Below are 21,624 nucleotides of genomic sequence, written 5' to 3'. Positions count from 1 at the left end.
TGCTGATAAATTCGCTAAAGGTTGAGGCAGTTTCATCTCCCCAACAGAAACACCTCCAATCAAATTTGCTGAATGCGGCATTTGAAATTTATCCTACTAATTGTTCGATTGACATGCGATTTCATGAATCTAGTTGTATTCTTCCCCTTCAAAACAGCAACTATATCAATAGGTAGGTCAAGGTAACACAAAGTTACATAAACTATTCTTATAAATCGCTTTCATTTTCTAGCTACAGTCGCTCTATGAGATCTCATGGCAAAGTCACAAGCCTCATTCTGCCTAGCAAGGGAGCAATCGGTGCTCAGTTAAGGAAATGTTCAAATTCCTGCAAGAAATTGCAGCAAACAGAGCATAACGCAGGAATTGCTATTTCAATCGCTCTTATTGCCTGCAACCCTGCTCTATAATCTATGAAGATAGCGTAAAACTTGAATGAGTCTCGTTACAGTCCGCCAACCAAGCTAAATGAAACCGTGCAGCATATACAGACAACTATAACTGGATAACAGATTATTAGAAATAGATCGAGTTAACTTTACAAATTGTACGAATGCGATCGATTGAGCAACCAATAGTGGGCTGCCGTCCATAAAAATTTGGATCGAGAAATTTGGGTCAAAAACTTTCGGTCAACTACAATGTTAGGCAAGTTACTAGAGGGACGTTATCAAGTCATGCAAGTTCTGAGTGCAGGGGGGTTTTGTCAGACCTACCTCGCTCAAGACACCCATATTTCCAATCGCCCTACATGCGTAGTCAAGCATCTCAAACCTGCCAATAGTTCTCCCAATGCCCTACAAACGTTGAGATGGTTGTTTACAGGCGAAGCCCAAGCTTTAGAAAAACTAGGATGTCACAATCAAATTCCTCGGCTGCTAGACCACTTTGAGGAAAACCAAGAATTTTATCTCATTCAAGAATTCGTACAAGGGCATACCTTAAGTGCAGAACTACAACCAGGTAAGCCTTGGAGTGAAAGCCAAGTGTTTTACATGTTGCAAGAAGTACTGCAAATCTTGGAGTTTATTCACTCGCACGGCTTAATTCATCGCGATATCAAGCCGAATAACTTGCTCAGGCGCAAGCACGATCGCCGTCTGGTGCTAATTGACTTTGGCTCGGTCAAACAAGCATGGACGCAGGTTGTGACGCTGCAAGGGCAGAAGATCAATACGTTTTCCATTGGCTTACCAGCAACGATTACAATCGGCACTCCTGGCTACATGCCTACAGAACAAGAACGAGGCAAGCCTCGTCCTAACAGTGATATCTATGCTTTGGGGATGGTGGCAATTCAAGCTTTAACAGGCATCCATCCGACTCAGCTAGATACCGATCCAGATACCTGTGAAATTCTTTGGCGACACTATCGTAAAATCAGCCCCGAACTAGCGCAAATTATAGATAACATGGTGCGCTACGGCTTTAAAGATCGCTACCAATCTGCAACGGAAGTCTTAGCAGCCCTAGAACCTCTAGCAAATCGGTATCAACCCGTGCTGCATTATGGTTTTCACGAATTACATGGGACTCAGGTTCAGATACCCACAGTAGCGCAAGATTCGCACTCTTTACTGGGTGAAGAAGAGACTGTTTCTTATAGCTGGGGCGATCGCCCGCAATTACAAATACCAAATACAACTGGCAAAGCTACAGCTGCGATTTCAGCCAAAAGATCGACTTCCTTACTCGATTTGGGAATTGGCGCGATCGCTTTAGCGACTTTACTCGTAGGTATCTATTTCGCCTCCCACTCCCCCACACCAGCCTTCAAACCAGAAAAGTATCCTGTATCAATTCCCTTGAAAAGTAGCTAAGGTTAGGGAGCAGGGAGTAGGGAGTAGGGAGTAGGAGCAGAAGCAACAACCGTCACTATTGCTTGTTCCCTTGAAGATTTGTATCTACTCATTTTTCTCTGACAAGGTTAGTAAAAAAGCTAAGTTTTCCTCGGCTTTTAAAGCGTGGGGAGCATTTGCAGGCATGAAGACGAATACTCCTGGTTCTAGAACAATGTCTTGTCCTTCTAGGGTGAGAATTCCCTTGCCCTCCAACACGTTGACGGTAGCGTTGCGAGTAGATGTATGTTCGGAAATTTCAGTTCCAGCCGCGAGACAAAACAGAGTGTATTGACAGCAGCTATCTTTAATCAGTACTTTACTCAATACCCCAGCTTGGGGATATTCAATATTTGCCCGTAACTGCGTGGATGAAGATCGTAAGGGTAATAGGGTGGTACTCATGGATTCCTCAATGGAATAGTCAAAAGTAGGGACAAGTTTAGCTGAGTTCTCGATCGATTACAGATTTTTTTCAGCAAACCCCGCCCGTACAACGGTCAAAAGTCAAAAGCTTAAGAGCGAACAGCAGAGAAAATGATGTAACCTAAGTCCTGCTGATACGTTTGGAAAACTTGGCGCATTGTTAAAACTCGTTGCCGAATTTGCGATCGCGTCAGTATATTCCACAAAATGTGAATTGTGTTAAAAATACCTTCGTCTGCAAGCATTTGCTGCGGTTTGAGCAATCCCATTTCTCCGGTTTGATGTTGCTGTACTGTTAATCCAGCTGCTTCACAAGCTGCAATCCAATTAGACTCTGATAAAGGCGTAGAATTGACTCGGATCGCTTGTGCTAAAGCGCGGTGAATCTCTTCTTCTCGATTTTGTGCTAAAAGTTCGTGAGATAAAAATTTACCACCAGGCTTGAGGCGATCGCGAATTCCTACCAGAATTTTCGCTTTTCCTGGCGGAGATTGCATAGTCAGGATCGCTTCTGCTAATACATAATCAAACTTTTCTGTCAAGCGATCGAGATGAAAGATATCGCCTTCAATAATTTCAACTCGATCGCTCAAACCTGCTGCAACAACATTAGCACGAGCGCGAACCACAGAATCGGGATTTTTCTCAATTCCCACAACCCGCACGCCATAGCGCTGAGCAATTGCGATCGCACTTAAACCAAAACTTGCTGCTAATTCTAAAACCGTTTCCCCAGGTTGAAAATTCGCCCATTGAAATAGTTGCTCTGTCGCCAAACGTCCGCCTGGACGGAGATATTTTTTGCCTGCTGCTGCTAAAACTTCATGTCCTGGGGCAGTTTCGTAGTTAAGGGTAGCGTGGGTCATACATTTGACCTCTAAGTTAATTCTTGGCTACCTTTACTGTGACAAAACAGCTTTGAGTTATCTATGAGCTAGCTCAGTTGTTAGGGAGCAGGGAGCGCACGAGCAGGGAGCAGAGAGCAGAGGAGAGACGTTACATGTAACTTCTGTACACAGTTACCAGTTATCAGTTGTCAGTTACTTACGACTTACGACTTACGACTTACCAACCGCCTCTTCAACCATTTGACGAAATGCTTCCACTATTAGTTGTAAACCCAGCATTGCGATTTGAGCTGCTACTACTCGCGATCGCTCTACTGAATGCAGCCATATGCCACTGGCAATTTTCTAAATCGCGTCAGATGAAACAATTAATTTTTGTAAAAGCGATCGCCATTATTTCCTTACTCGCATGGACGGGGATCGTTATCTGTGGTCGCTTTATTGCCTATACTTGAGCTTTTCAGGCAATTTAGTCAAACTGTCAATTCTTTTTGCTCAAGTTAAGTACAAATTCATGCTTGAGTATAGGTAGTACTTTCCTGTATATTCTAAAAGCTAATCAGTTTGATGCATTTTCCACATCATAACTGTTTATTATTTATGACTAATTTTGTATAGATATTACTAACCACAAAATTTCTCAATCTGTTACTCAGAGGCACAATGGATAAAAAAGCACAACATCAAAAAACTCAACCCGTGACAAATAACGCGATCGCCGATAGCAAAGATTTTAACTTCGATCTTTGGGCGAATGCAGTCAGAAAACAGATGCTTTCTGTACTACAAGAAAAGACACAACATTAACAGTTATCAATGACCAGGGACCAGTGACTAGTGACCAACGCGGTAGTGGTTAGCAACCTAATCCCGAATTTTGCATTCGCGATTGCATGTTGTCGGAGATGGGTTGCTGATGTTTTACGCTGGAAGTATGGGCGATGCTTTAATATCTAATGCCCTTCTCGCATCGCGAATCATGATATGACACGATTTTTTCAATTTGAGGCTGACTTTGTAGACTCCCTGCGTTGTATTCCCATGCAGGTACGTTACAAGTTAGATACTTGTGGAATTAAACTGAAATTACCTGAATGGAACCAATTCAGTCAGGAAGATCGACAAGCACTGATCGATCGCCCCTGTACTACGCCAGCAGAAATTCAAGCATATCGTCAGTGGTTGCAAGACTTAGTTTTTCAATATACTGGTAAATCAGCCAGCGAACTACCAGTAGAAGACAACCCCGATTGGATGAATGCAACAACCGTTCCTGCTAGTATTGGGGAGAAAGCTGGCGAATTTGGCGTGACGCTTAGTTCAGAGCAATGGGCAAAATTACCACCCATAGAAAGATTTGTGTTAATCAAACTCAGCCGTTCGAGCCACGAAAACCGAAATTTTCTACCCGCACTCAAAGAATTTCACCTTATCGACTAGAGTATGCTCTCTGCCAACAACTGATAACAGTTAACTGTTAACTGTTAACTGTCTCTACCAGTTGACACGCCTGTACTCTTTCCCGCGAGACAATCTGCAATTCGTGGGGATAGCGGGGGCGCGGATCTTTCTCTAACCAAATGGGGGGAACCATAGTTAGATCGTAAGCCGCGATCGTATCAATTACGCCGGGACGAGACTTTAGCTCGACTGCGAGTCCTGGCAAATATTCAAAAGCTTCTTCCCAATCGATTTGTGGCACGGTTATAAGTAAAACTGTATTTATTGATACGATATTACAATGACTGGGCGGATAAATAAATATATCTGTAGCTAGAAATACATTTTTTTACATTTGTGGAGATGCGATCGCAATATTTCCTAACATAAATAGCTGTTTTCAGTTATGTGGGGTACAGACTGTGTAGGGGCGCACAGATGTACGCCCCTACGGATGTAATGCAAAGGATTTCCCGCAAAGGCGCTAAATCAGCTCTGCATCTTTGCGCCATATTTTCATCCTTTGCCAAACCCTTTACCACGACTGGTAGAAGGCAGACAAATGCAGCTTTGTAGTTGTTGAAGCAAAGCCTCTCGATCTAGATTTTGTCCGATCAGTACCAGTTGATTCTTTTTGGGTTTGCCGTTCCATTCCTCGTCTTCTAGGGTAAAGCGCTTACCGCAGAGGTGAAAAATATGGCGTTTTGGACTTTCATCAAACCACATAATCCCCTTGGCGCGGAAGATATTTTCAGGAAGTTGGTTGTCTAGAAAATACTGAAACTTTCTAATTGCCAGAGGCTTATCGCTTTGGAAAGATATTGAGGTAAAACCATCGTTCTCTAAGTGATCGGAGTGATGATGGTGATGGTCGTGATGGTCGTGATGGTCGTGGTCGCAGTCTGAATGGTCGTGATGGTCGTGATGGTCGTGATGGTCGTGGTCGCAGTCTGAATGGTCGTGATGGTCGTGATGGTCGTGATGGTCGTGACCGGCAGGAGTATCGAAATACTTATCTGACTCGAATAGACCGACACTAAGAATCAATGGGAGAGGAACTTGCGATCGCGTTGTCCGCAAAATTCTTGCCCCATCTTTAATATCCCGAATCTTGACTTCTAAAAGATCGAGATCTGCTTCCTCGACTAAATCCGCCTTGTTAAGAATGATGACATCCCCATAGGCAATTTGACTGTAAGCTGCTTGAGAGTTAAACAGATCCAAACTGTAATTTGCCGCATCGACGACTGTGATGATTGAATCTAGGCGCGTCATGTCGCGTAACTCCGTGCCTAGAAAAGTCAGTGCCACAGGGAGAGGATCGGCGACTCCTGTTGTTTCCACAACAAGATAATCAACCTTCTCTGGACGTTCCAATACTTTGTAAACGGCTTCTACCAAATCGTTATTAATCGTGCAGCAGATACAACCGTTACTCAACTCCACCATGTCTTCGCCTGTAGTGACGATCAACTCGTTATCAATCCCAATTTCGCCGAATTCATTCACTAAAACGGCTGTTTTGAGACCTTGCTGGTTAGTCAGGATGTGATTGAGCAGAGTTGTTTTACCGCTACCGAGAAAGCCTGTAATGATGGTGACTGGTAGCCCCTGTTTCGGTGCATCCATTGCGGGAGATTGGTCAGAACCTACTGCTGATTGCATAGCGCTGCTGATTTAAATCTTGAAAGTCTTATCTTACAATCTGCTAGGGCAAGAAGTATGACTTACACTCTTGCCCCATCTTTATTCATTATGTCGCGTTCGATGAATTCAGGAGGGGCTTAGCAAAATTCGCGATCGATACACCGACTCAATCTCCGCTGCAAACCGATCGCCTCGAATGAGCGATCGCTCGCCTGAAGTGACGCAGCTGCTATCCAAAAAGGCAAGTCAAGCTTTAAGTCGAATTAGTCAACCGACAACCAATCCTCACGTAGAATTACCAGATCAATTTAGTATATTGTTCTACAAGCGCGATCGCTCAGTCTGGGCAATCTTCCCTAAAATCCAAAACTGCTCCCTGCTCCCTGCTCCCTGATAACTGTATAGGCGGTTTTGAACGAAGATGATGGCTTGAGCCTGTGAATCTGCTGGCTAAACCCGCCCCTACGACAACTGATAACTGATAACTGATAACCTGACAATGCAATCTTCTGCTACACTGACGCTTTGCGAATCTTCCGAGCCAGCGGGAGCGCGAGAACAACCGCGTTATTTTCTCTCTCCCAATGAAGAAATTGTCATCGGGCGATCGCCTGATTGTCAAATTGCCCTCGATCCCAAGCGTTACACGACGGTTTCGCGCTATCACGCCAAGTTACGCTGGCAAAAAAGTTCCGAGCCTGTTTGGGAAGTTTGCAACCTCAGCTCGACCAATGGCACGTATATTAACGGTAAGCAGATTGGCGAAGAATGGCGGAGGTTACAATCGGGCGATCGCATTACCCTTAGTTGGGAAGGTCCAGAGTTTCTGTTTGAATATCAGGCGTTACCTGCTACTGTACTCGTTCAAGCTCCAACGAGCGCCCAAAAGCCGCAGATAGAGGCTCATGCAAATGCAGTTGTCCCTGTAGCAGAATCAGCAGTTGAGCCTGAACCAATAGTTGCTATACCAGAAGCACCACAACCTGAAGTAGTACAGCCACCTGCTCTTGAAATCGAGCTAGAAAAGCCACCATTACCACAGCCTGAAGCGGTAGAACAACCTGCTGCGATCGCCCAACCAGAAGCAGCACCAGCGATCGCTTCAACCCCCGAACCTATTTCTGCTGCAAGTCCTGCTATTCCAGCACTACCCGATACTGGTAAAAGCTTATGGGAGCTTGGTTTAAATCCAACAATTCTGACATTAACCGGACATTCAGATTTGGTACGTACAGTTGCGTTTAGTCCTGACGGTCAAATTCTTGCTAGCGGTAGCGCTGATAAAACCATCAAATTGTGGCAACTCAATACTGGGCAAGTTGTCAATACCTTTAACGGACATAAATCGGCAATTAATGCCGTTGCGTTTAGTCCTGACGGTCAAGTTCTTGCCAGTGGTAGCGCCGATAAGACAATCAAACTCTGGAACCTCAGCACGGCTGAAGAAATCTCTACTTTTGTCGGTCATGGTTCGGCTGTAAATAGCGTTGCGTTTAGCTCTGATTGTCAGATGCTAGTGAGTGGCAGCGCGGATAAAACCGTGAGACTATGGAATCTCGGCACGGGTGCAGAAATCCACAAACTGGAAGGATACAAATTAGGTGTGAATGCGGTTGCTATTAGCCCTGACGGTCAAATTATCGCTAGTGGCGGTGCAGATAAGATTGTTAAACTGTGGCATATCGATACGGGTGAAGAATCTGCTTTGCCAGCTTTGCGGGCTGCGGTCAACGCGATCGCCTTTAGTCCTGATGGTAAACTACTGGCGATCGCGACTGAAGATAAATTACTCAAACTATGGGATCTGAGTGCAGTAGAGGAAGTGTACGCCATCTGCGGCTATGCATGGCAAGTTGGGGCGATCGCGATTAGTCCGAACGGGCAATTCCTCGCTAGTGGCGATCGCGACAAGGCGATCGCGCTGTGGCAGTTATAGCAATTCTCGATTGCGTGCGCGATCTTTGTAGGGGCGCACAGCTGTGCGCCCCTACTTTTGGTAAGTGTACTGCGTAATTAGAACAGTAAATATTTTTAGCAAAGCTTATGATTTCATAATACATCAATCTGTCATAGTTAGGTTTTAGAATTACTTGTCTGATTGCGGATTATCTTACTAACCAATTTTTTAACAAAAAGTAAATAAAAAACAGATAATATCCGAAATCATCTACTTTTCAATTGAATGCATCTTTAACTCGCAAAATCTCAAATCAATGCTAGGTCAATTATTAGATGGGCGTTATCGAGTCCTGAAAGTCTTGGGTGCAGGTGGATTTAGCCAAACTTACATCGCTGAAGATACCCGTCGTCCTGGTAATCCTTGCTGTGTAGTCAAACATTTGAAGCCAGCAAATAGTAATACCAACTTTTTATTAGCAGCTAGACGATTATTTGATAAAGAAGCCAAAATTTTAGAAAAACTAGGAATTCACGACCAAATTCCCAGATTGCTAGCCTATTTCGAGCAAAACCAAGAATTTTATTTGGTGCAAGAGTTAATCGAAGGACATTTGCTGAGTGCAGAATTGTTCGGTGGTCGTCGTTGGCAAGAAGATCGAGCGATCCAGATGCTCTTAGATGTATTAGGGATTCTTAACTTCGTGCATCAGCAGGGAGCAATCCATCGCGATGTCAAACCAAATAACATAATTCGTCGCCAACAAGATAATAAATTAGTACTCGTAGATTTTGGTATTGTTAAAGAGATTAACGTTCAACTGCTGACAGCTCAAAGCCAAGTTAGCGCCTCGATCGCCGTGGGTACTGTCGGATATATGCCACCGGAACAAGCGCGAGGTAGACCGCAATTCAATAGCGATATCTACGCGCTGGGAGTCATTGCGATTCAAGCACTCACCGGACTCACGACGCAAGATTTAAGAGAAAATTTTCAGGGAGAAATTGACTGGCAAGGTCAGGCACAAGTTAGCGATCGCCTCGCAGTAATTATCAATAAAATGGTACGTTACGACTTTAGAGAGCGCTATCAGTCGGCATCTGAAGTTATAGAGGCATTGCGATCGCCATCCTCAATCAACGCTGGTTATGCAACTACAGAATTAGACCAACGTCCTAGATACTCGCAGACGCAACAAGCAAGTCAATATGCCGTCTTACCAGAGACAGCTCCCAGCACTCAATTTTCCGCACAGTCAATTCCTAGTACTCCAGTTAGCTTCACTCAGCCAGCGACGAACCAAAACGTCACGACGAATTCACCCAGCACTCAACCTAGCAAGCGATCGGGTGGTTTAGCTAAGTTGGCAGCTAAACTTAAATCTCCTTTGGGAATGACTATGGGTGCTGCTGCTGTCGTTAGTGTCGCGGCTGCTTTCGGACTGGTCGTGATGAATAAAGAAAGCATCAAATCTGGCTTGGCACAAGTTGAAGTGCTGAAAAAAGCAAAGCAATACGAAGAATGCATCAAGCACGGCGCAACTATTAACATTCCTAGCAGCAATACCATAGAAGATAAACAAGCACAAACAAATTTAACAAAATCAGTTAATGAGTGTCGCATCGCTCAAGCTAAAGCTTTAGCAGAGGAATTCAAAATTGCTGAGGCGCTCGCGATCGTGTCTACAGTGCCAGCCGAGCAACCTTTGTTTGAAGAAGCTCAACTCCTCACCAGTCAGTGGTCTAAGAGAATTTTTCAAGAAGCGAAAGACGCTTATGAAAGAGATGGTGATTTTGAAAAAGCTGTTTTATTAACCAGAGCAATTCCTACAAAAAGCTCTATTTTTAAAGACGTAAGACAAACAGTCGCCACTTGGGAAAGAGAATCAAAAACGAATCAAGACTACTTAAAACTAGCAGAACAAGCACTCAGCCAAAGTCGATGGCAGGATGCAGTTAATACAGCTAAAAAAATTCCATCCAGCACGCTATTTTGGAATACAAAACGTAACGAAATTGTCGAGCAAGCTAATTCTCGACTGGCGCAAAAACCAAATCCAACTAGTCCATCTCCCGCTGCTGCTAAACCAGCTCAAGTCCTACCTCAACAGCCACAGCCAGTTATCAAAGCTGTAAATCTTCCTATACAGCAGAAGATTCCAGTATCTAGTAAAGCTGCTAAATCGACTCCTGAAGCATCAATACCAGAGTTAAAACAAACTTCTACATTTGTCGAGCCACCTGCTTCAGATCCATGTCCCAACGGCGATCCAGCATTTGGATGCGTGGATGACAATCATAGCGCCACCGAGGAAGCACCTAATAGTGCGATCGAACAGGAACCAAACGGTAACAGCACAAGTGAGGATAATAGTCCAGGTTGGTAGCGTGTTTGTCTATTAGTCAGTTGTCATTTGTCATTGGTCATTTGTTGATGGTAATTGGTAATTGACGGTTGACGGTAAACGCGCTTCGCTACACTCCGTGAAGACGGTTGCTCTTTCTCCCTCAGCTCCCGAGCGCTCTCGAGCGCTTCCTCAGCTCTCTTCCCCCTGCTCCCTGCTCCCTGACAACTGACATCTTATGTCACCTAAATCTGAAAAGCTACAAGCACGAATTCAGGAAATTCAAAAATTTGCCAGCACTAACTTTGAGCGAGATCGAAAATTTAGAACGGTTTTCCAAGAATTAGAAAAAATTGCCGCTTGTCTCAAAACAGAAAAACTAAAATTGCACATCGTCAGCAATAACTTAATTGCAGCGCGATCGCTTCAAATTTATTTCGAGCGGCATAGATTATCGCAATTTTATCAGGTTGGAGTCAGCTCTTTACCAAAGCAGATCGAACCCGTGCGATCGGCAGGAAGTGCCACACTAGTATTATCGACATCTAGCAGCGAAAAAGTATACCTGCTTTCTACTACCGAAACAACTAGTATCGGCCGTAATCCTGATAGCGAAATAGCGCTCGATTCAAGTTTGTACAAAAAAGTTTCTTGGAATCACGCTCAAATTAGTCCTTGTGGAAATTTAGCTTGGGAAATTTGCGATCGCAACAGCACTAACGGGACTTATATTAATGGAGTTCGATTACAAGGATGCCAAAAATTACAGACAGGCGATCGCATTACTCTCGCCGCATCAGCAAGTTCGGCTTATCCAGAATTTGTGTTTGAGTACAGTTTAACGACTGAATATCCAGAATCTTTAGTAGAAATGCTCGATTGCGATATTCTTTGTTTGATGTGCGATCTCGCCACACCTACAAACGCTTGGCAGGGATTAATAACGATAGCCAATGCAGCACCGATCGCTAAGCGCGTCGTCATTGGTAGTATCCCAAGTTTAACTCAAGTTGAAACCTGGCTGCGCAGTCAAGATCTAAGTGATGTTTTTGAATTAGTAGTTCTATCTCTCAGTTCGTTCTCTCTCCAAACTCAAACCTCAGAAATTAATTCAGTAGCGCAACAGGAACTGGAAAAATTTTGTCAATCTTTAGAAACATTTATTAAAGGTAAGCCAGAAGATATTTTAGCTCAACGATTGACTGCACGAATTATAAAAGAACTTAGCGTCATCGAGCAAGTGCTCGAGCGCGAAGCTGAGGCGATCGCACAACAACTTCAGCAAGAAGAAGCTCGAATTCAAGGTTTAGCAACTGACGATGTAAAAGAGCAGGCGAAGAAAGCTTTACGAAAAGCTAGCGATGACAAGGATAAGTTTTTTAAGCAAGTTAAGCTCGAACTCAATCAATCGAAAACTGCTTTATTAGATACGTATAGTAAAAAAAGTATTACGTACAAAGTTGAAGAGTTTATCGAGCGACTAAAACCACAAGTTTTGAAAAAAGGTGGATTTCAATATATTCAACTAAGAGCAGAAAATCCGGTTGCTGCGAATGGTAATGTCAACGCTGACCTGACATATTTTTGCAGCCATGAATTGAAAAGATGGGCAGATAAAGAATGGCAATTAGTGACTATGACTTATGGTGAAGGTGGATTAAATACCATAGTTAAAACTGTATATAAAACACTCAATTTTTTACCATCGATAAACCTAGATAAATCCCTTTTTTATTCCGAGCGACGTATAGATATTCAAAAAAGCTTAATGAATTCGTTCATTGAAGCTCCTTATGAAGGTCGCTATCAAGGAGTTTCTCCTTTAACATATGTCCTGAAACAAATCAGAGCCAACATGATGCAATTTACTTTTCTAGTTGGCTTTGGTGCTATGTTTATTGGGATAAGAGTCAGTGGTGGTGGCAAGCAAGTTATTTCCAGTATTACCCAACCTCTAAGAGAGAATCCTATCCTGTTTGGTATTGTTATATTTTTATTAATTTGTTTGCTGACCTACACTTATCAGAAAGATACCACGCTTCAGCTAGAGGCGATCGCCGATAAGTTAAGAAAAGAACTATCCAATCACTATCAGTCTTTGAGTAAGAATTTAGTAGAGAAATTAGTTCTGGAAATTACGACAGTTTTAGAGACAGAAGAGAAGCGGTTGAAAGATACTTTAGAAATTGCCAACGATCGATTTACTACTTATATTATCGATATTGAAAAGAATCAGTTGTTACTTAGAAGTAATTTGGAACAGCAAAAAATCCAACTCAGAAATTTGGATAAAGAAAAAGCTGAATTGCAAAAGCTAAAAAGATTTTAGTTTTAATTCTAGCAGGAGTTACGCGCTCGATCTCCAACTCCCTTAATCAGGTGGCATTAGCGCCACTCGATCGCGACAGTGGTGGGATGCGTGGCAAACGAACAATCGGAGGTGACACGCAGTTATGTTACCTTCTGTTAACAATTTAGCGATCTTCAAATTTTCTTCAAATCTATTGAATAAGCTCAATCTATTACCTTTCATCATCCTTATAGAAAATCCCGTTAAGATTGGGCTTGCCAACATGAAAATACAAACTGGTAGTAAAGAATTAGTTTTAATTGTTGACGATGACGCTTTATTCCGAGCTACTATTAAAGACTCGCTAAAAATTCATAACTACAAAACTTTGATAGCTAGTGATGGGATTGAAGCAATCGCACTTTATGCCCAAAACCGCGCTGAAATTGGCGTAGTTCTGCTCGATTTGAGGATGGCATCGTTAGATGGTGCAACAACAATTCGAGTTTTAAAAGTTATGAATCCTCAAGTTCAAATCGTGGCTATGAGCGGATTGTCTTTCTACGAGATCGGTCATTTTCTCGATAAAACAAGTATTTGTGGATTTTTACACAAACCCTTTACTGCCAAAGAACTCTTACAAGCATTACAAGCTATTCGCAGTCCCAAAATAAGATAGTTCGTTCGGATTACAAGAATGTTTATATTCGATTTACAGGTTCAACAAATGAATTCTTCTAGACTTTTTACAACAAATCTTTCTAAAAAGCAAGTAGAAACGCAAGCACATATTTTAATTATGTGCGATCGCCTAGAGAAATTAGCACAATTTTCTCAAGTTTTATCTCAATGGGGATATTCCGTTCAGTCTGCTAGCAATCTTGTCTCGCTATTAATGCTAATTGGCAAGAGCATTCCTAAATTAATTCTGCTCAACATCGATCTATCAGAAATCAATAATCTTGAATTTTATTATCATCTGAAAACCGATCGGCGAACTAGCAAAGTGCCAATTATTTTTTTCAATGACTTAGATAGCCTGTGCAGTCACCTAAAAGCTCTAGAAATTGAGTAGCAGGGGACGAGAATGGTAAACTCCTCATGGAATCGGTCGGTCAGTGGTAGCCAGACGGAATAAAGCTACGACAGCGACATTAGCACGAGTCGAAACTGCCTGAGTCCGTGCAGGTAGGCTTGGTTTGTGTAGTTGCGAATTCTATTCGCCTCAGCTTAATGCCTTTTTTATCTAGATTTGTAGCAAAGCGATCGCCTGACTCTGTAAATAAGTCTTAGGATAGTTGGAACTGTTCTCAAAATCTCTCAAATATAGCTTAGCAACAGTTCAATCCCACAGATAAAAACAAAAGTTGATTGCTATGCCCAGAAAAAAAAGGCTTTTGTTTGCACTTTTATTAAGTACAGCATTACTCGTTAATCTCTGCTTCGGCTGGGGAAAAATCGAGCAAGTCGCTGCCCAGAAACCAGAATATGCAGGCAAAAAGCTGGTAATGGTAACATCAGCTGATTATCCTCCCTACGAATTTCGCGATACGGCAAAAGGTAAAGGCGAAATCATCGGCTTTGACGTTGATATTGCAAAATATATCGCCAAAGAGTTAGGCTTTGAGCTAGAAATTCGCGATACTGACTTTAGCGGTATCATCCCTGCTTTGCAATCTCGCCGCGCTGATTTTGCGATGGCGGGAATGACACCTACTCCCGAACGCAGAAAGAATGTTGATTTTTCTCAAATTTATTACGAAGCTAAAAATACAATTATTGCCCAGAAAGGGAGTAATCTTACTAAAGCGGCAGACTTAGCGGGTAAGAAAGTCGGCGTTCAACTCGGTTCTCTGCAAGAGAAAGCAGCAAAGAAATTTAAAGGAGTAAATTTAGTTCCTTTAAACAGAATTGGCGAAATTATCCAAGAAGTCAAATCTGGGAGAATTCAAGCAGCAATTATTGAAGATACAATTGCTACAGGTTTTGTTGCCAACAATCCAGATTTAGAATTTCATACTCTTGCTAATACAGAAGAAGCAGGCTCTGCGATCGCTTTTCCTAAAGGCTCAAATTTAGTTGGCGATTTTAACCGCGTCCTCAAACAATTACAGGACAGCGGTGAAATGAAAAATCTGATTAATAAATGGTTTGGGAATAACGAACAACCAGCTACCAACACAGCAACATCGGGTTCGGGTAATATTTCCGCCAGTATTCCTTTCATTATTGAAGGCGTAGGAACTACACTGCTTTTTAGTGCCTTGTCTGTCTTTTTCGGCTTTATTTGGGGAACAATTCTTTCACTGTTAAAAATTTCTACATTTAAGCCGTTGGTGTGGCTTGCTAATGCCTATACCTCTATATTTCGCGGTACGCCCTTACTTCTACAAATTGCTCTAGTCTACTATGCTACACCACAACTCACGGGCTTTGATATTCCCGCTTTATTAGCAGGAGTCATCACCTTTACCCTCAACTCAGGAGCGTACATTTCTGAGACAATTCGCGGAGGCATTTTGGCAGTCGATAAGGGACAAAGGGAAGCAGCTTTGTCATTAGGAATTGCCTACCAGCCGATGATGTTAGATATTATTTTGCCTCAAGCAATCAAGAATATTTTACCAGCTTTGGTCAATGAAAGTATTACTTTACTTAAAGACTCGGCATTAGTCTCCACAATAGGCGTAGCCGATCTTTTGCGTCGCGCTCAAATCGTTGGAGCAGAAAAATATATCTACTTTGAACCACTGCTATTTGCGGGTTTAATTTACTACTTATTAGTCATGAGTTTGACTTGGGGGGGATATGTACTTGAAAGAAGATTACAGCGTAGCACTTGATCGAGATGTTGCTGTTAATGTTGAAAATTTAGAGAAGTCTTTTGGCAGTCTCAAAGTTTTGCAAGGGATTTCAACCCAAATTAGAAAAGGAGAAGTTGTCGCAGTTATTGGACCTTCCGGTTCGGGAAAATCTACTTTTTTGCGCTGTATTAACTTACTAGAAGTACCAACTGCGGGCAAGATTTATATTAATGGTACTGATATTACTGCCCGCCATACTGATATTATGAAAATTCGTCAAAATGTCGGTATGGTGTTTCAGCATTTCAATTTATTTCCGCACATGACAGTATTAGATAACGTCACCTATGCTCCAATTAAGGTGAAGCAAGTCCCAAAAAATACTGCCCGTGAAGCAGGAATGGAACTGCTAGAAAAAGTTGGTTTGGCAGAAAAAGCAAAAGTCTATCCATCAAAGTTATCTGGGGGACAAAAGCAACGAGTGGCGATCGCTCGTGCTTTAGCCATGAAACCAGAAGTCATGTTATTCGATGAACCAACCTCAGCTCTCGATCCAGAAATGGTGAAAGAGGTATTGGAAGTGATGAAAGACCTTGCTAGAACTAAGATTACAATGGCGATCGTCACTCATGAAATGGGATTTGCGCGCGAAGTTGCCGATCGCATTTTGTTTTTAGATGGAGGACGGTTAGCAGAGGATGCGTCACCTCAGCAGTTTTTTACTAAGCCTCAGTGCGATCGCGCTAAGCAATTTTTGGAGAAAATCTTGTAGTTTATGAAGATCTAGTTTTTTATTATTCCCTCTATCTAACTAGGTGGAGGATAGTTTTTCTTTGTTTCACGCAAAGACGAGAACACTTCTGTGCGGGGGTTACCCCCGTTGAGGAGCGATTGCGTTGTGGGGGTTCCCCCATTGAAGCATGTCGCGTGAAAGTGTCCGTAGCAAAGACGCAAAGAAGGACGCAGAGAGTTTCTTATCTGAGCTTGGGATACTTCATAATATATACTCATATAAAGTCTCTATAGCGTGTCTAAACCAATTGTGAAATACCGTTCATCTGTCTATAACATGCTAATTGTGCTTTCACAAATGACAAATGATAATCCTCACTTGTTGTTTCACAACTCAAATAAACACGCTATATCCATATAGTTAATTCAATGAAAATATCAACATTAATTTTAGCTGCGCTTGGATTAGGTATTGCTTTCGGAATTTTATTAATCTATGGGTCCCCAAGCTCAATTTCATTTCTGGACGAGTATTTTCTCTCGCCTCTCGGCGAGGCTTTTTTACGTCTGATTCAATTTGTAGTTGTGCCGATCGTTTTTTCCTCGCTGATTCTTGGTTTAACTCGGATTCAAAATGCAACTCAAGTTGGTAGATACACGCTAAAATTAATTTCTAGTTATGCAGTCACTAGCGCGATCGCGGTTGGTTTAGGTATCTTGCTGGCGATTGTCTTGAAACCTGGAGTTGGAGTCACTGGCTTTCAAATCGCAGAAACTACACAAATTGTCCAAAAGCAATCTTTGATTGATTGGTTAGTGAGCCTAATTCCGGTTAATCCTCTAGAAGCATTAAGTACGGGAAATTTACTTCAGACGATTTTTTCTGCTGCTTTAATTGGTGTTGCCATTCAATTAGTCGGAGATAGAGCAACAAGCTTTGTTAACTTAATAGAAAGTGTTTATTTTATTTTTGAGAAAATTTTAACGTTGATTTTATATACAGCTCCAATTGGAGTTTTTGCTTTAATTAGTTCGGCGATCGCCACTCAAGGATTAGACTTAATTCTCAAACTTTTCATATATGTTATTGGTTTGTGTATTGGTTCGATAATTATGATTGGTTTTTATACTCTTGTTCTCTTCGTCCTCAAAGCCAAGCCAGTACATTTTTTTCAAAGCTTTTTTCCAACTTTATCCCTAGCATTTGGTACGGCAAGCTCGAATGCAGCGCTACCAATTGCTTTACAAAATGCCCAAGAAAACTATGGAATGCGCGAAGATATTGCTAGTTTTGCTATACCTTTAGGTACGGCTTTAAAACGCGACGGTTCGGCAATTTTACAAGGATTCAACGCTCTATTTATCGCGCAACTCTATCAGATTCCGCTAACTCCATCACTAATGCTAGCGATCGCCCTCAGTACCTTTCTGGTTTCATTTAGTACCGCAGGCGTACCAGGTGCAGGAATTATCATGATGACTACCGTACTCTCAGCCGCAGGGCTGCCCGTAGAAGGAGTTGCACTTGTCGCAGGTGTAGATCGCCTCACGGATGGCTTGAAAACCGTTTTAAATGTCGTGAGTAACACGGTCAATGCTGTAATTTTAAGTCATTGGGAAAGCACCTCTCTGGAGCAAGCCACCGAACAGTAATGTTTAATTCGTTCTGAAGGCTCTCGGTGTCATGCCTGTAAGCTGCCGGAACTGTTCGCTCAGGCGGCTGTGGCTGTGGAAACCACACATCAACGCAATCTCTGTAATCGAGCGGTCAGTTTGTTTCAACAACTGCTTTGCCCGTTCGATACGTTGCCCGAGCAGATATTGGTAGGGAGATGTGCCTAGGGATTGTTTGAATAGATGGCTCAAATAAAATTGACTGATGCCCAGTAGGTCTGCTAGATCGGCAAGCTTGATGTCTTGATGTAGGTGTTCGTGAATGTAGTCCAAGACTTGCAGCAGTTGATGCTGGGGCAATCCACCTGCGTAAATGGTCGGCTGTGGTTTAGCACTAGCGTATTGTCTGAGTAAATGCACCGCTAGGACATTTGCCAGCGACTCGATGTAAAGCCTGCTGCCTGAATTTTTCGGTTGAAGTTCAGCCAGCAGCATCATGCCGATTGCCTCAAGTTGGCGATCGCGAATCTGAAATTCGGGCATTAATTCCAGGCGATTGGGGTTCATCGCTAAAGCTTCTCCAGCCACGCCTTGGATAAATCGAGAGGCAATCCGAATCCGCAAGAAGCGATCGTCGCTCTCCCAACGAGCAAAAAACGGCATCTTGGCAGGCGTGATGCAAAAGTCGCCCTTGGCGTATAATCCCGTGCGAGTTCTATCTCCCTGAGTTTGCACTAAGCGTACTGGACGAGGCGCAAGAGACAAACAAATCGCGTGTTCGTCGCTGTAACAAGTCCTTCCTTCCCCAGCAGGGTGTTGGAATTGTTCGACCAGAATATTCTCCCAACCCCGATCGCGACTCGACAAGATGGGTAAGCTGGTACATTCAATCTGATGGTTACCACTCGTCTTCATGCTGCAAACCCAACGCTCCTAGTTCCAATTGTATTCGTTTGGGTATTCCCCTAAACGTTCTCAGAATCGATCGCAAGATTTGGATAGTTTCGCAGGAATCAGATAGTTGGATACGAATCGTTTCCCTAAGCTAGAAGAGCGATCCTTCAGGAGGCGATCGAATATGACACATCTATTACACATTGATTCTAGCCCGCGCGATCGACGCTCTCGCAGATTACCAAAGAAGCCGTAGGGGGATTGATGACAACTGTTGACAACTTGTCTTTTGGATTAAAACTTTTCTCAGCTCTAGGCTGCGGGCTGGTAGCTGGAGTTTTCTTTGCCTTCTCAACCTTCGTGATGAGCGCTCTTGCACGACTTCAACCAAAGGAAGGTATTGCTGCCATGCAATCGATCAATATCATGGCAATTAATCCACTGTTCATGCTGGCGCTCTTCGGCACAGCTGCGACTTGCCTTTTTCTGGCTGTCTCCTCGCTGTTAAAGTGGCATCAGCTTGATGCTGCCTATTTGCTCGTCGGCAGCCTGCTCTATCTCGTTGGCACTGTTTTGGTGACGATCGCATTCAACGTGCCGCTGAACGATGCGTTGGCAACTGTCAAACCAGACAGCACCCAAGGCGCAAATCTATGGGCTAGCTACCTCACAAACTGGACAATCTGGAATCACGTACGAACGATAGCGGCACTGGCAGCAACAGTATTGTTGACGATCTCGCTTTGCAATCGTGCGGTGCAATAAAACTGCTGTACAACCAAACTTTTAAAGTCCCAATAGTTACATTTAGAATCGTCTTGAGATATCAGCGCTAATTGTAAATTTATTAGTACATTTGTTTGCTGCTTTACCTTTCAATGTACCTCACTTGTGTCAAAATAATATATCACACGAATATATCGTATGCTTAATATATCTTACCAAGTCCGTAGAATGCTTACCTCATAGCAGGTGTAGATTCCGGCTTGAAAGGAAAAGCGCGATCGCCCCAAAAGTTATTCGCCAATCGTGTAGTATATGTATTACACTGCAGTCTAGCAATTTGTTTAGGATTCATCAACTCTTTCATCGGGAACTGTCATGAGCGATCGGTCATCTATTTCATACCAATGACTCCAGACCAATGAACGCTTTCATAGGATATAACCATGTCATCTGACTTTTGGGAGATAGGCATTATGTCTAAATTGAGTAACAATAGTAGGCTTCTTAATTAGCTCAGGACAAGTGCGATCGCCGAGCAACAGTCAACCATCTGCGACTGATACTTTATGATTTTTTCTATTTCCGATACCTTTATCAAACGCCCCGTCTTTGCAGCGGTGTGTTCGATTATCATTGCCCTAATGGGGATAGCGTTTATCCCTACATTACCAGTCGCGCAGTATCCTGAGATTGCTCCACCCCAAGTCAGCGTGACTTCAAACTATGTGGGAGCTAATGCGTCAGTCGTTGAATCGACCGTTACCAACGTTTTAGAGCAAGAACTCAACGGTATCCAAGGCTTACGTTACATCAAATCTACCAGCGCTAACGACGGAACCAGTAGTATCAATCTCACATTTGAGTTGGGGCGCAACCAAGACTTAGCAGCAGTGGACGTGCAAAATCGGGTATCAACCGTACTATCGCGGTTGCCTGGACCCGTGACGCAGACAGGCGTGCAAGTCACGAAAGCTAATAACAACTTCTTGCTAGCATTTGGTATTTACTCCGATCGCGATGAAAACAAAAAACAAGATATCTACGATGAAACTTATTTAAGCAACTATGCCGATCTCTACATTGCCGATGCGATCAAACGGATAAAAGGGGTAGGTGGTGTAGAAATCTTTGGCGAACGCAAATATGCGATGCGTTTGTGGCTAGACCCCAACCGCCTCGCCAGTCGTAACTTGACTCCCCAAGATGCGATCGCGGCATTGCAACAACAAAACCTGCAAGTGGGAGCAGGGCAGATCGGACAACCGCCAAATAAATCCGAGCAACTGTACCAGTATGCAGTCAATGCCCAAGGTAGATTGCAGAACGAGGAGGAATTTAACAATCTCGTCATTAGAACTGCTGAGGATGGCACGCTAATCAAACTTAGGGATGTCGGTCGAGCAGAGCTAGGAGCGGAAAATTATAGTTCTCTATTGCGATTTACTGCGAGCGATCGCATGACGCACCGAGGTGTAGGCTTAGGCATCAATCAACAGTTTGGGAGTAACGCCCTCGATACGGCGGCGGCTGTGAAGCAGGAAATGGAGCGATTAAAAGAAACCTTTCCGCCTGGGATGCACTATGAAATTGCTTTCGATACCACCACGTTTATTGAAGCTGGGACGGAAGAGGTCATCGTTTCGTTGCTGCAAGCAGTCGGATTGGTCGTCATCATCGTTTATTTATTCTTGCAGAATTGGCGATCTGCATTGGTAATTTCAATTGCCATGCCCGTAGCTTTAATCGGGACGTTTATCTTTGTCAAAATCTTCGGTTTCTCAATTAATACCCTGACTTTATTTGGCTTAACTCTAGCAACGGGTTTAGTTGTAGACGATGCGGTGGTGATTGTCGAAGATATCATGCGCCGAATTCAGGATGATGGACTCCGACCTGTAGATGCAGCGATCGCCTCAATGAATTCGCTGTTTAGTGCTGTCATTGCCACTTCTCTTGTCTTGATTACCGTCTTCGTCCCAGTAGCTTTTTTCCCTGGGACAACCGGACAGTTATACAGACAGTTTGCCTTGACGATCGCCTTTTCGATTACCGTATCGACGTTTAACGCCGTGACATTTACGCCGATGCTATCTGCATTGTTACTCAGGCGCGGGCAAGTCCCGA

The 21,624-nt window shown here is 43.2% G+C and carries 20 protein-coding genes; 14 read left to right on the top strand and 6 right to left on the bottom strand.

The genetic code is table 11. The annotated features are described in order from the left end of the window. The first annotated feature begins 641 nt into the window (after positions 1 to 641). The gene (locus tag ACRC32_RS20925; protein ID WP_438555781.1) at positions 642 to 1,820 is read left to right on the top strand and encodes a protein kinase domain-containing protein; all 1,179 of its coding nucleotides are present in this window, start codon (positions 642 to 644) and stop codon (positions 1,818 to 1,820) included. Between the two features lie 84 nt (positions 1,821 to 1,904). Here ACRC32_RS20925 and ACRC32_RS20920 read toward each other — a convergent pair whose 3' ends face one another. Both ACRC32_RS20920 and ACRC32_RS20915 read right to left on the bottom strand, forming a co-directional pair. Next, positions 1,905 to 2,243 carry a cupin domain-containing protein gene (locus tag ACRC32_RS20920; RefSeq protein WP_438555780.1) on the bottom strand — a complete coding sequence of 113 codons (339 nt, stop codon included), beginning with the start codon at positions 2,241 to 2,243 and terminating at the stop codon, positions 1,905 to 1,907. Positions 2,244 to 2,353: 110 nt separating this feature from the next. Beyond that, positions 2,354 to 3,130, bottom strand: a complete 777-nt coding sequence (locus ACRC32_RS20915) for an SAM-dependent methyltransferase (protein WP_438555779.1) — start codon at positions 3,128 to 3,130, stop codon at positions 2,354 to 2,356. A gap of 230 nt (positions 3,131 to 3,360) precedes the next feature. Between ACRC32_RS20915 and ACRC32_RS20910 the strand changes: the two genes are divergently transcribed. The 3 genes from ACRC32_RS20910 to ACRC32_RS20900 all read left to right on the top strand — a co-directional run bounded on the left by ACRC32_RS20910 (position 3,361) and on the right by ACRC32_RS20900 (position 4,552). Further along, entirely contained in the window at positions 3,361 to 3,567 is a 207-nt protein-coding gene (locus tag ACRC32_RS20910; protein ID WP_438555778.1) for a hypothetical protein, read from the top strand. Between the two features lie 208 nt (positions 3,568 to 3,775). Further along, positions 3,776 to 3,919 (top strand): hypothetical protein, encoded by a 144-nt coding sequence (locus tag ACRC32_RS20905; protein ID WP_158265984.1) that lies wholly within the window; start codon positions 3,776 to 3,778, stop codon positions 3,917 to 3,919. 177 nt (positions 3,920 to 4,096) lie between these two features. Next, positions 4,097 to 4,552: a nitrate reductase associated protein gene (locus tag ACRC32_RS20900; protein WP_438555777.1), complete on the top strand. Its 456-nt coding sequence runs from the start codon at positions 4,097 to 4,099 to the stop codon at positions 4,550 to 4,552. A 37-nt stretch (positions 4,553 to 4,589) separates the two neighbouring features. Here the strand turns inward: ACRC32_RS20900 and ACRC32_RS20895 are convergent, their stop codons facing one another. The 3 genes from ACRC32_RS20895 to ACRC32_RS20885 form a co-directional block, all read right to left on the bottom strand. Further along, entirely contained in the window at positions 4,590 to 4,814 is a 225-nt protein-coding gene (locus ACRC32_RS20895) for a hypothetical protein (RefSeq protein ID WP_132867439.1), read from the bottom strand. 254 nt (positions 4,815 to 5,068) lie between these two features. Further along, a complete protein-coding gene (locus tag ACRC32_RS20890; RefSeq protein ID WP_438555776.1) occupies positions 5,069 to 6,217 on the bottom strand; it encodes a CobW family GTP-binding protein in 1,149 nt (382 codons plus the stop codon). 338 nt (positions 6,218 to 6,555) lie between these two features. Then, the gene (locus ACRC32_RS20885; protein ID WP_438555775.1) at positions 6,556 to 6,699 is read right to left on the bottom strand and encodes a hypothetical protein; all 144 of its coding nucleotides are present in this window, start codon (positions 6,697 to 6,699) and stop codon (positions 6,556 to 6,558) included. Between ACRC32_RS20885 and ACRC32_RS20880 the strand changes: the two genes are divergently transcribed. From ACRC32_RS20880 to ACRC32_RS20845, 8 genes are all read left to right on the top strand, one after another. Then, positions 6,699 to 8,135, top strand: a complete 1,437-nt coding sequence (locus ACRC32_RS20880; protein WP_438555774.1) for an FHA domain-containing protein — start codon at positions 6,699 to 6,701, stop codon at positions 8,133 to 8,135. The two genes, ACRC32_RS20885 and ACRC32_RS20880, sit on opposite strands and share 1 nt — an antisense overlap. Before the next feature lie 277 nt (positions 8,136 to 8,412). Next, positions 8,413 to 10,482, top strand: a complete 2,070-nt coding sequence (locus ACRC32_RS20875; RefSeq protein WP_438555773.1) for a protein kinase domain-containing protein — start codon at positions 8,413 to 8,415, stop codon at positions 10,480 to 10,482. Positions 10,483 to 10,678: 196 nt separating this feature from the next. Beyond that, on the top strand, positions 10,679 to 12,769 hold the full coding sequence (locus ACRC32_RS20870) for an FHA domain-containing protein (protein WP_438555772.1): 2,091 nt from the start codon (positions 10,679 to 10,681) through the stop codon (positions 12,767 to 12,769). Positions 12,770 to 12,893: 124 nt separating this feature from the next. After that, a complete protein-coding gene (locus ACRC32_RS20865) occupies positions 12,894 to 13,409 on the top strand; it encodes a response regulator (protein ID WP_438555771.1) in 516 nt (171 codons plus the stop codon). 48 nt (positions 13,410 to 13,457) lie between these two features. Then, positions 13,458 to 13,805, top strand: a complete 348-nt coding sequence (locus ACRC32_RS20860) for a response regulator (RefSeq protein WP_438555770.1) — start codon at positions 13,458 to 13,460, stop codon at positions 13,803 to 13,805. 301 nt (positions 13,806 to 14,106) lie between these two features. Next, complete coding sequence (locus ACRC32_RS20855) at positions 14,107 to 15,573, top strand: ABC transporter substrate-binding protein/permease (protein WP_438555769.1); 1,467 nt, start codon at positions 14,107 to 14,109, stop codon at positions 15,571 to 15,573. Then, the gene (locus ACRC32_RS20850) at positions 15,539 to 16,306 is read left to right on the top strand and encodes an amino acid ABC transporter ATP-binding protein (protein ID WP_438555768.1); all 768 of its coding nucleotides are present in this window, start codon (positions 15,539 to 15,541) and stop codon (positions 16,304 to 16,306) included. Before ACRC32_RS20855 ends, ACRC32_RS20850 begins: the two co-directional genes overlap by 35 nt. Positions 16,307 to 16,695: 389 nt before the next feature. Further along, the gene (locus tag ACRC32_RS20845) at positions 16,696 to 17,919 is read left to right on the top strand and encodes a dicarboxylate/amino acid:cation symporter (RefSeq protein WP_438555767.1); all 1,224 of its coding nucleotides are present in this window, start codon (positions 16,696 to 16,698) and stop codon (positions 17,917 to 17,919) included. A 3-nt stretch (positions 17,920 to 17,922) separates the two neighbouring features. Here ACRC32_RS20845 and ACRC32_RS20840 read toward each other — a convergent pair whose 3' ends face one another. After that, positions 17,923 to 18,795, bottom strand: a complete 873-nt coding sequence (locus tag ACRC32_RS20840; RefSeq protein WP_438555766.1) for a helix-turn-helix domain-containing protein — start codon at positions 18,793 to 18,795, stop codon at positions 17,923 to 17,925. Between the two features lie 243 nt (positions 18,796 to 19,038). Between ACRC32_RS20840 and ACRC32_RS20835 the strand changes: the two genes are divergently transcribed. Then, positions 19,039 to 19,539, top strand: coding sequence for an anthrone oxygenase family protein (locus ACRC32_RS20835; protein WP_438555765.1), 501 nt, complete (start codon positions 19,039 to 19,041; stop codon positions 19,537 to 19,539). A 527-nt stretch (positions 19,540 to 20,066) separates the two neighbouring features. Then, on the top strand, positions 20,067 to 21,624 hold a 1,558-nt coding region (locus tag ACRC32_RS20830), incomplete at its 3' end, for an efflux RND transporter permease subunit (protein ID WP_438555764.1).

Source organism: Chroococcidiopsis sp. (assembly GCF_051657925.1).
In the GTDB taxonomy this organism is placed as follows: Bacteria; Cyanobacteriota; Cyanobacteriia; order Cyanobacteriales; family Chroococcidiopsidaceae; genus Chroococcidiopsis.
Note: the sequence above shows the minus strand (reverse complement) of the source record. Positions and strands in the feature narration are given on the sequence as shown.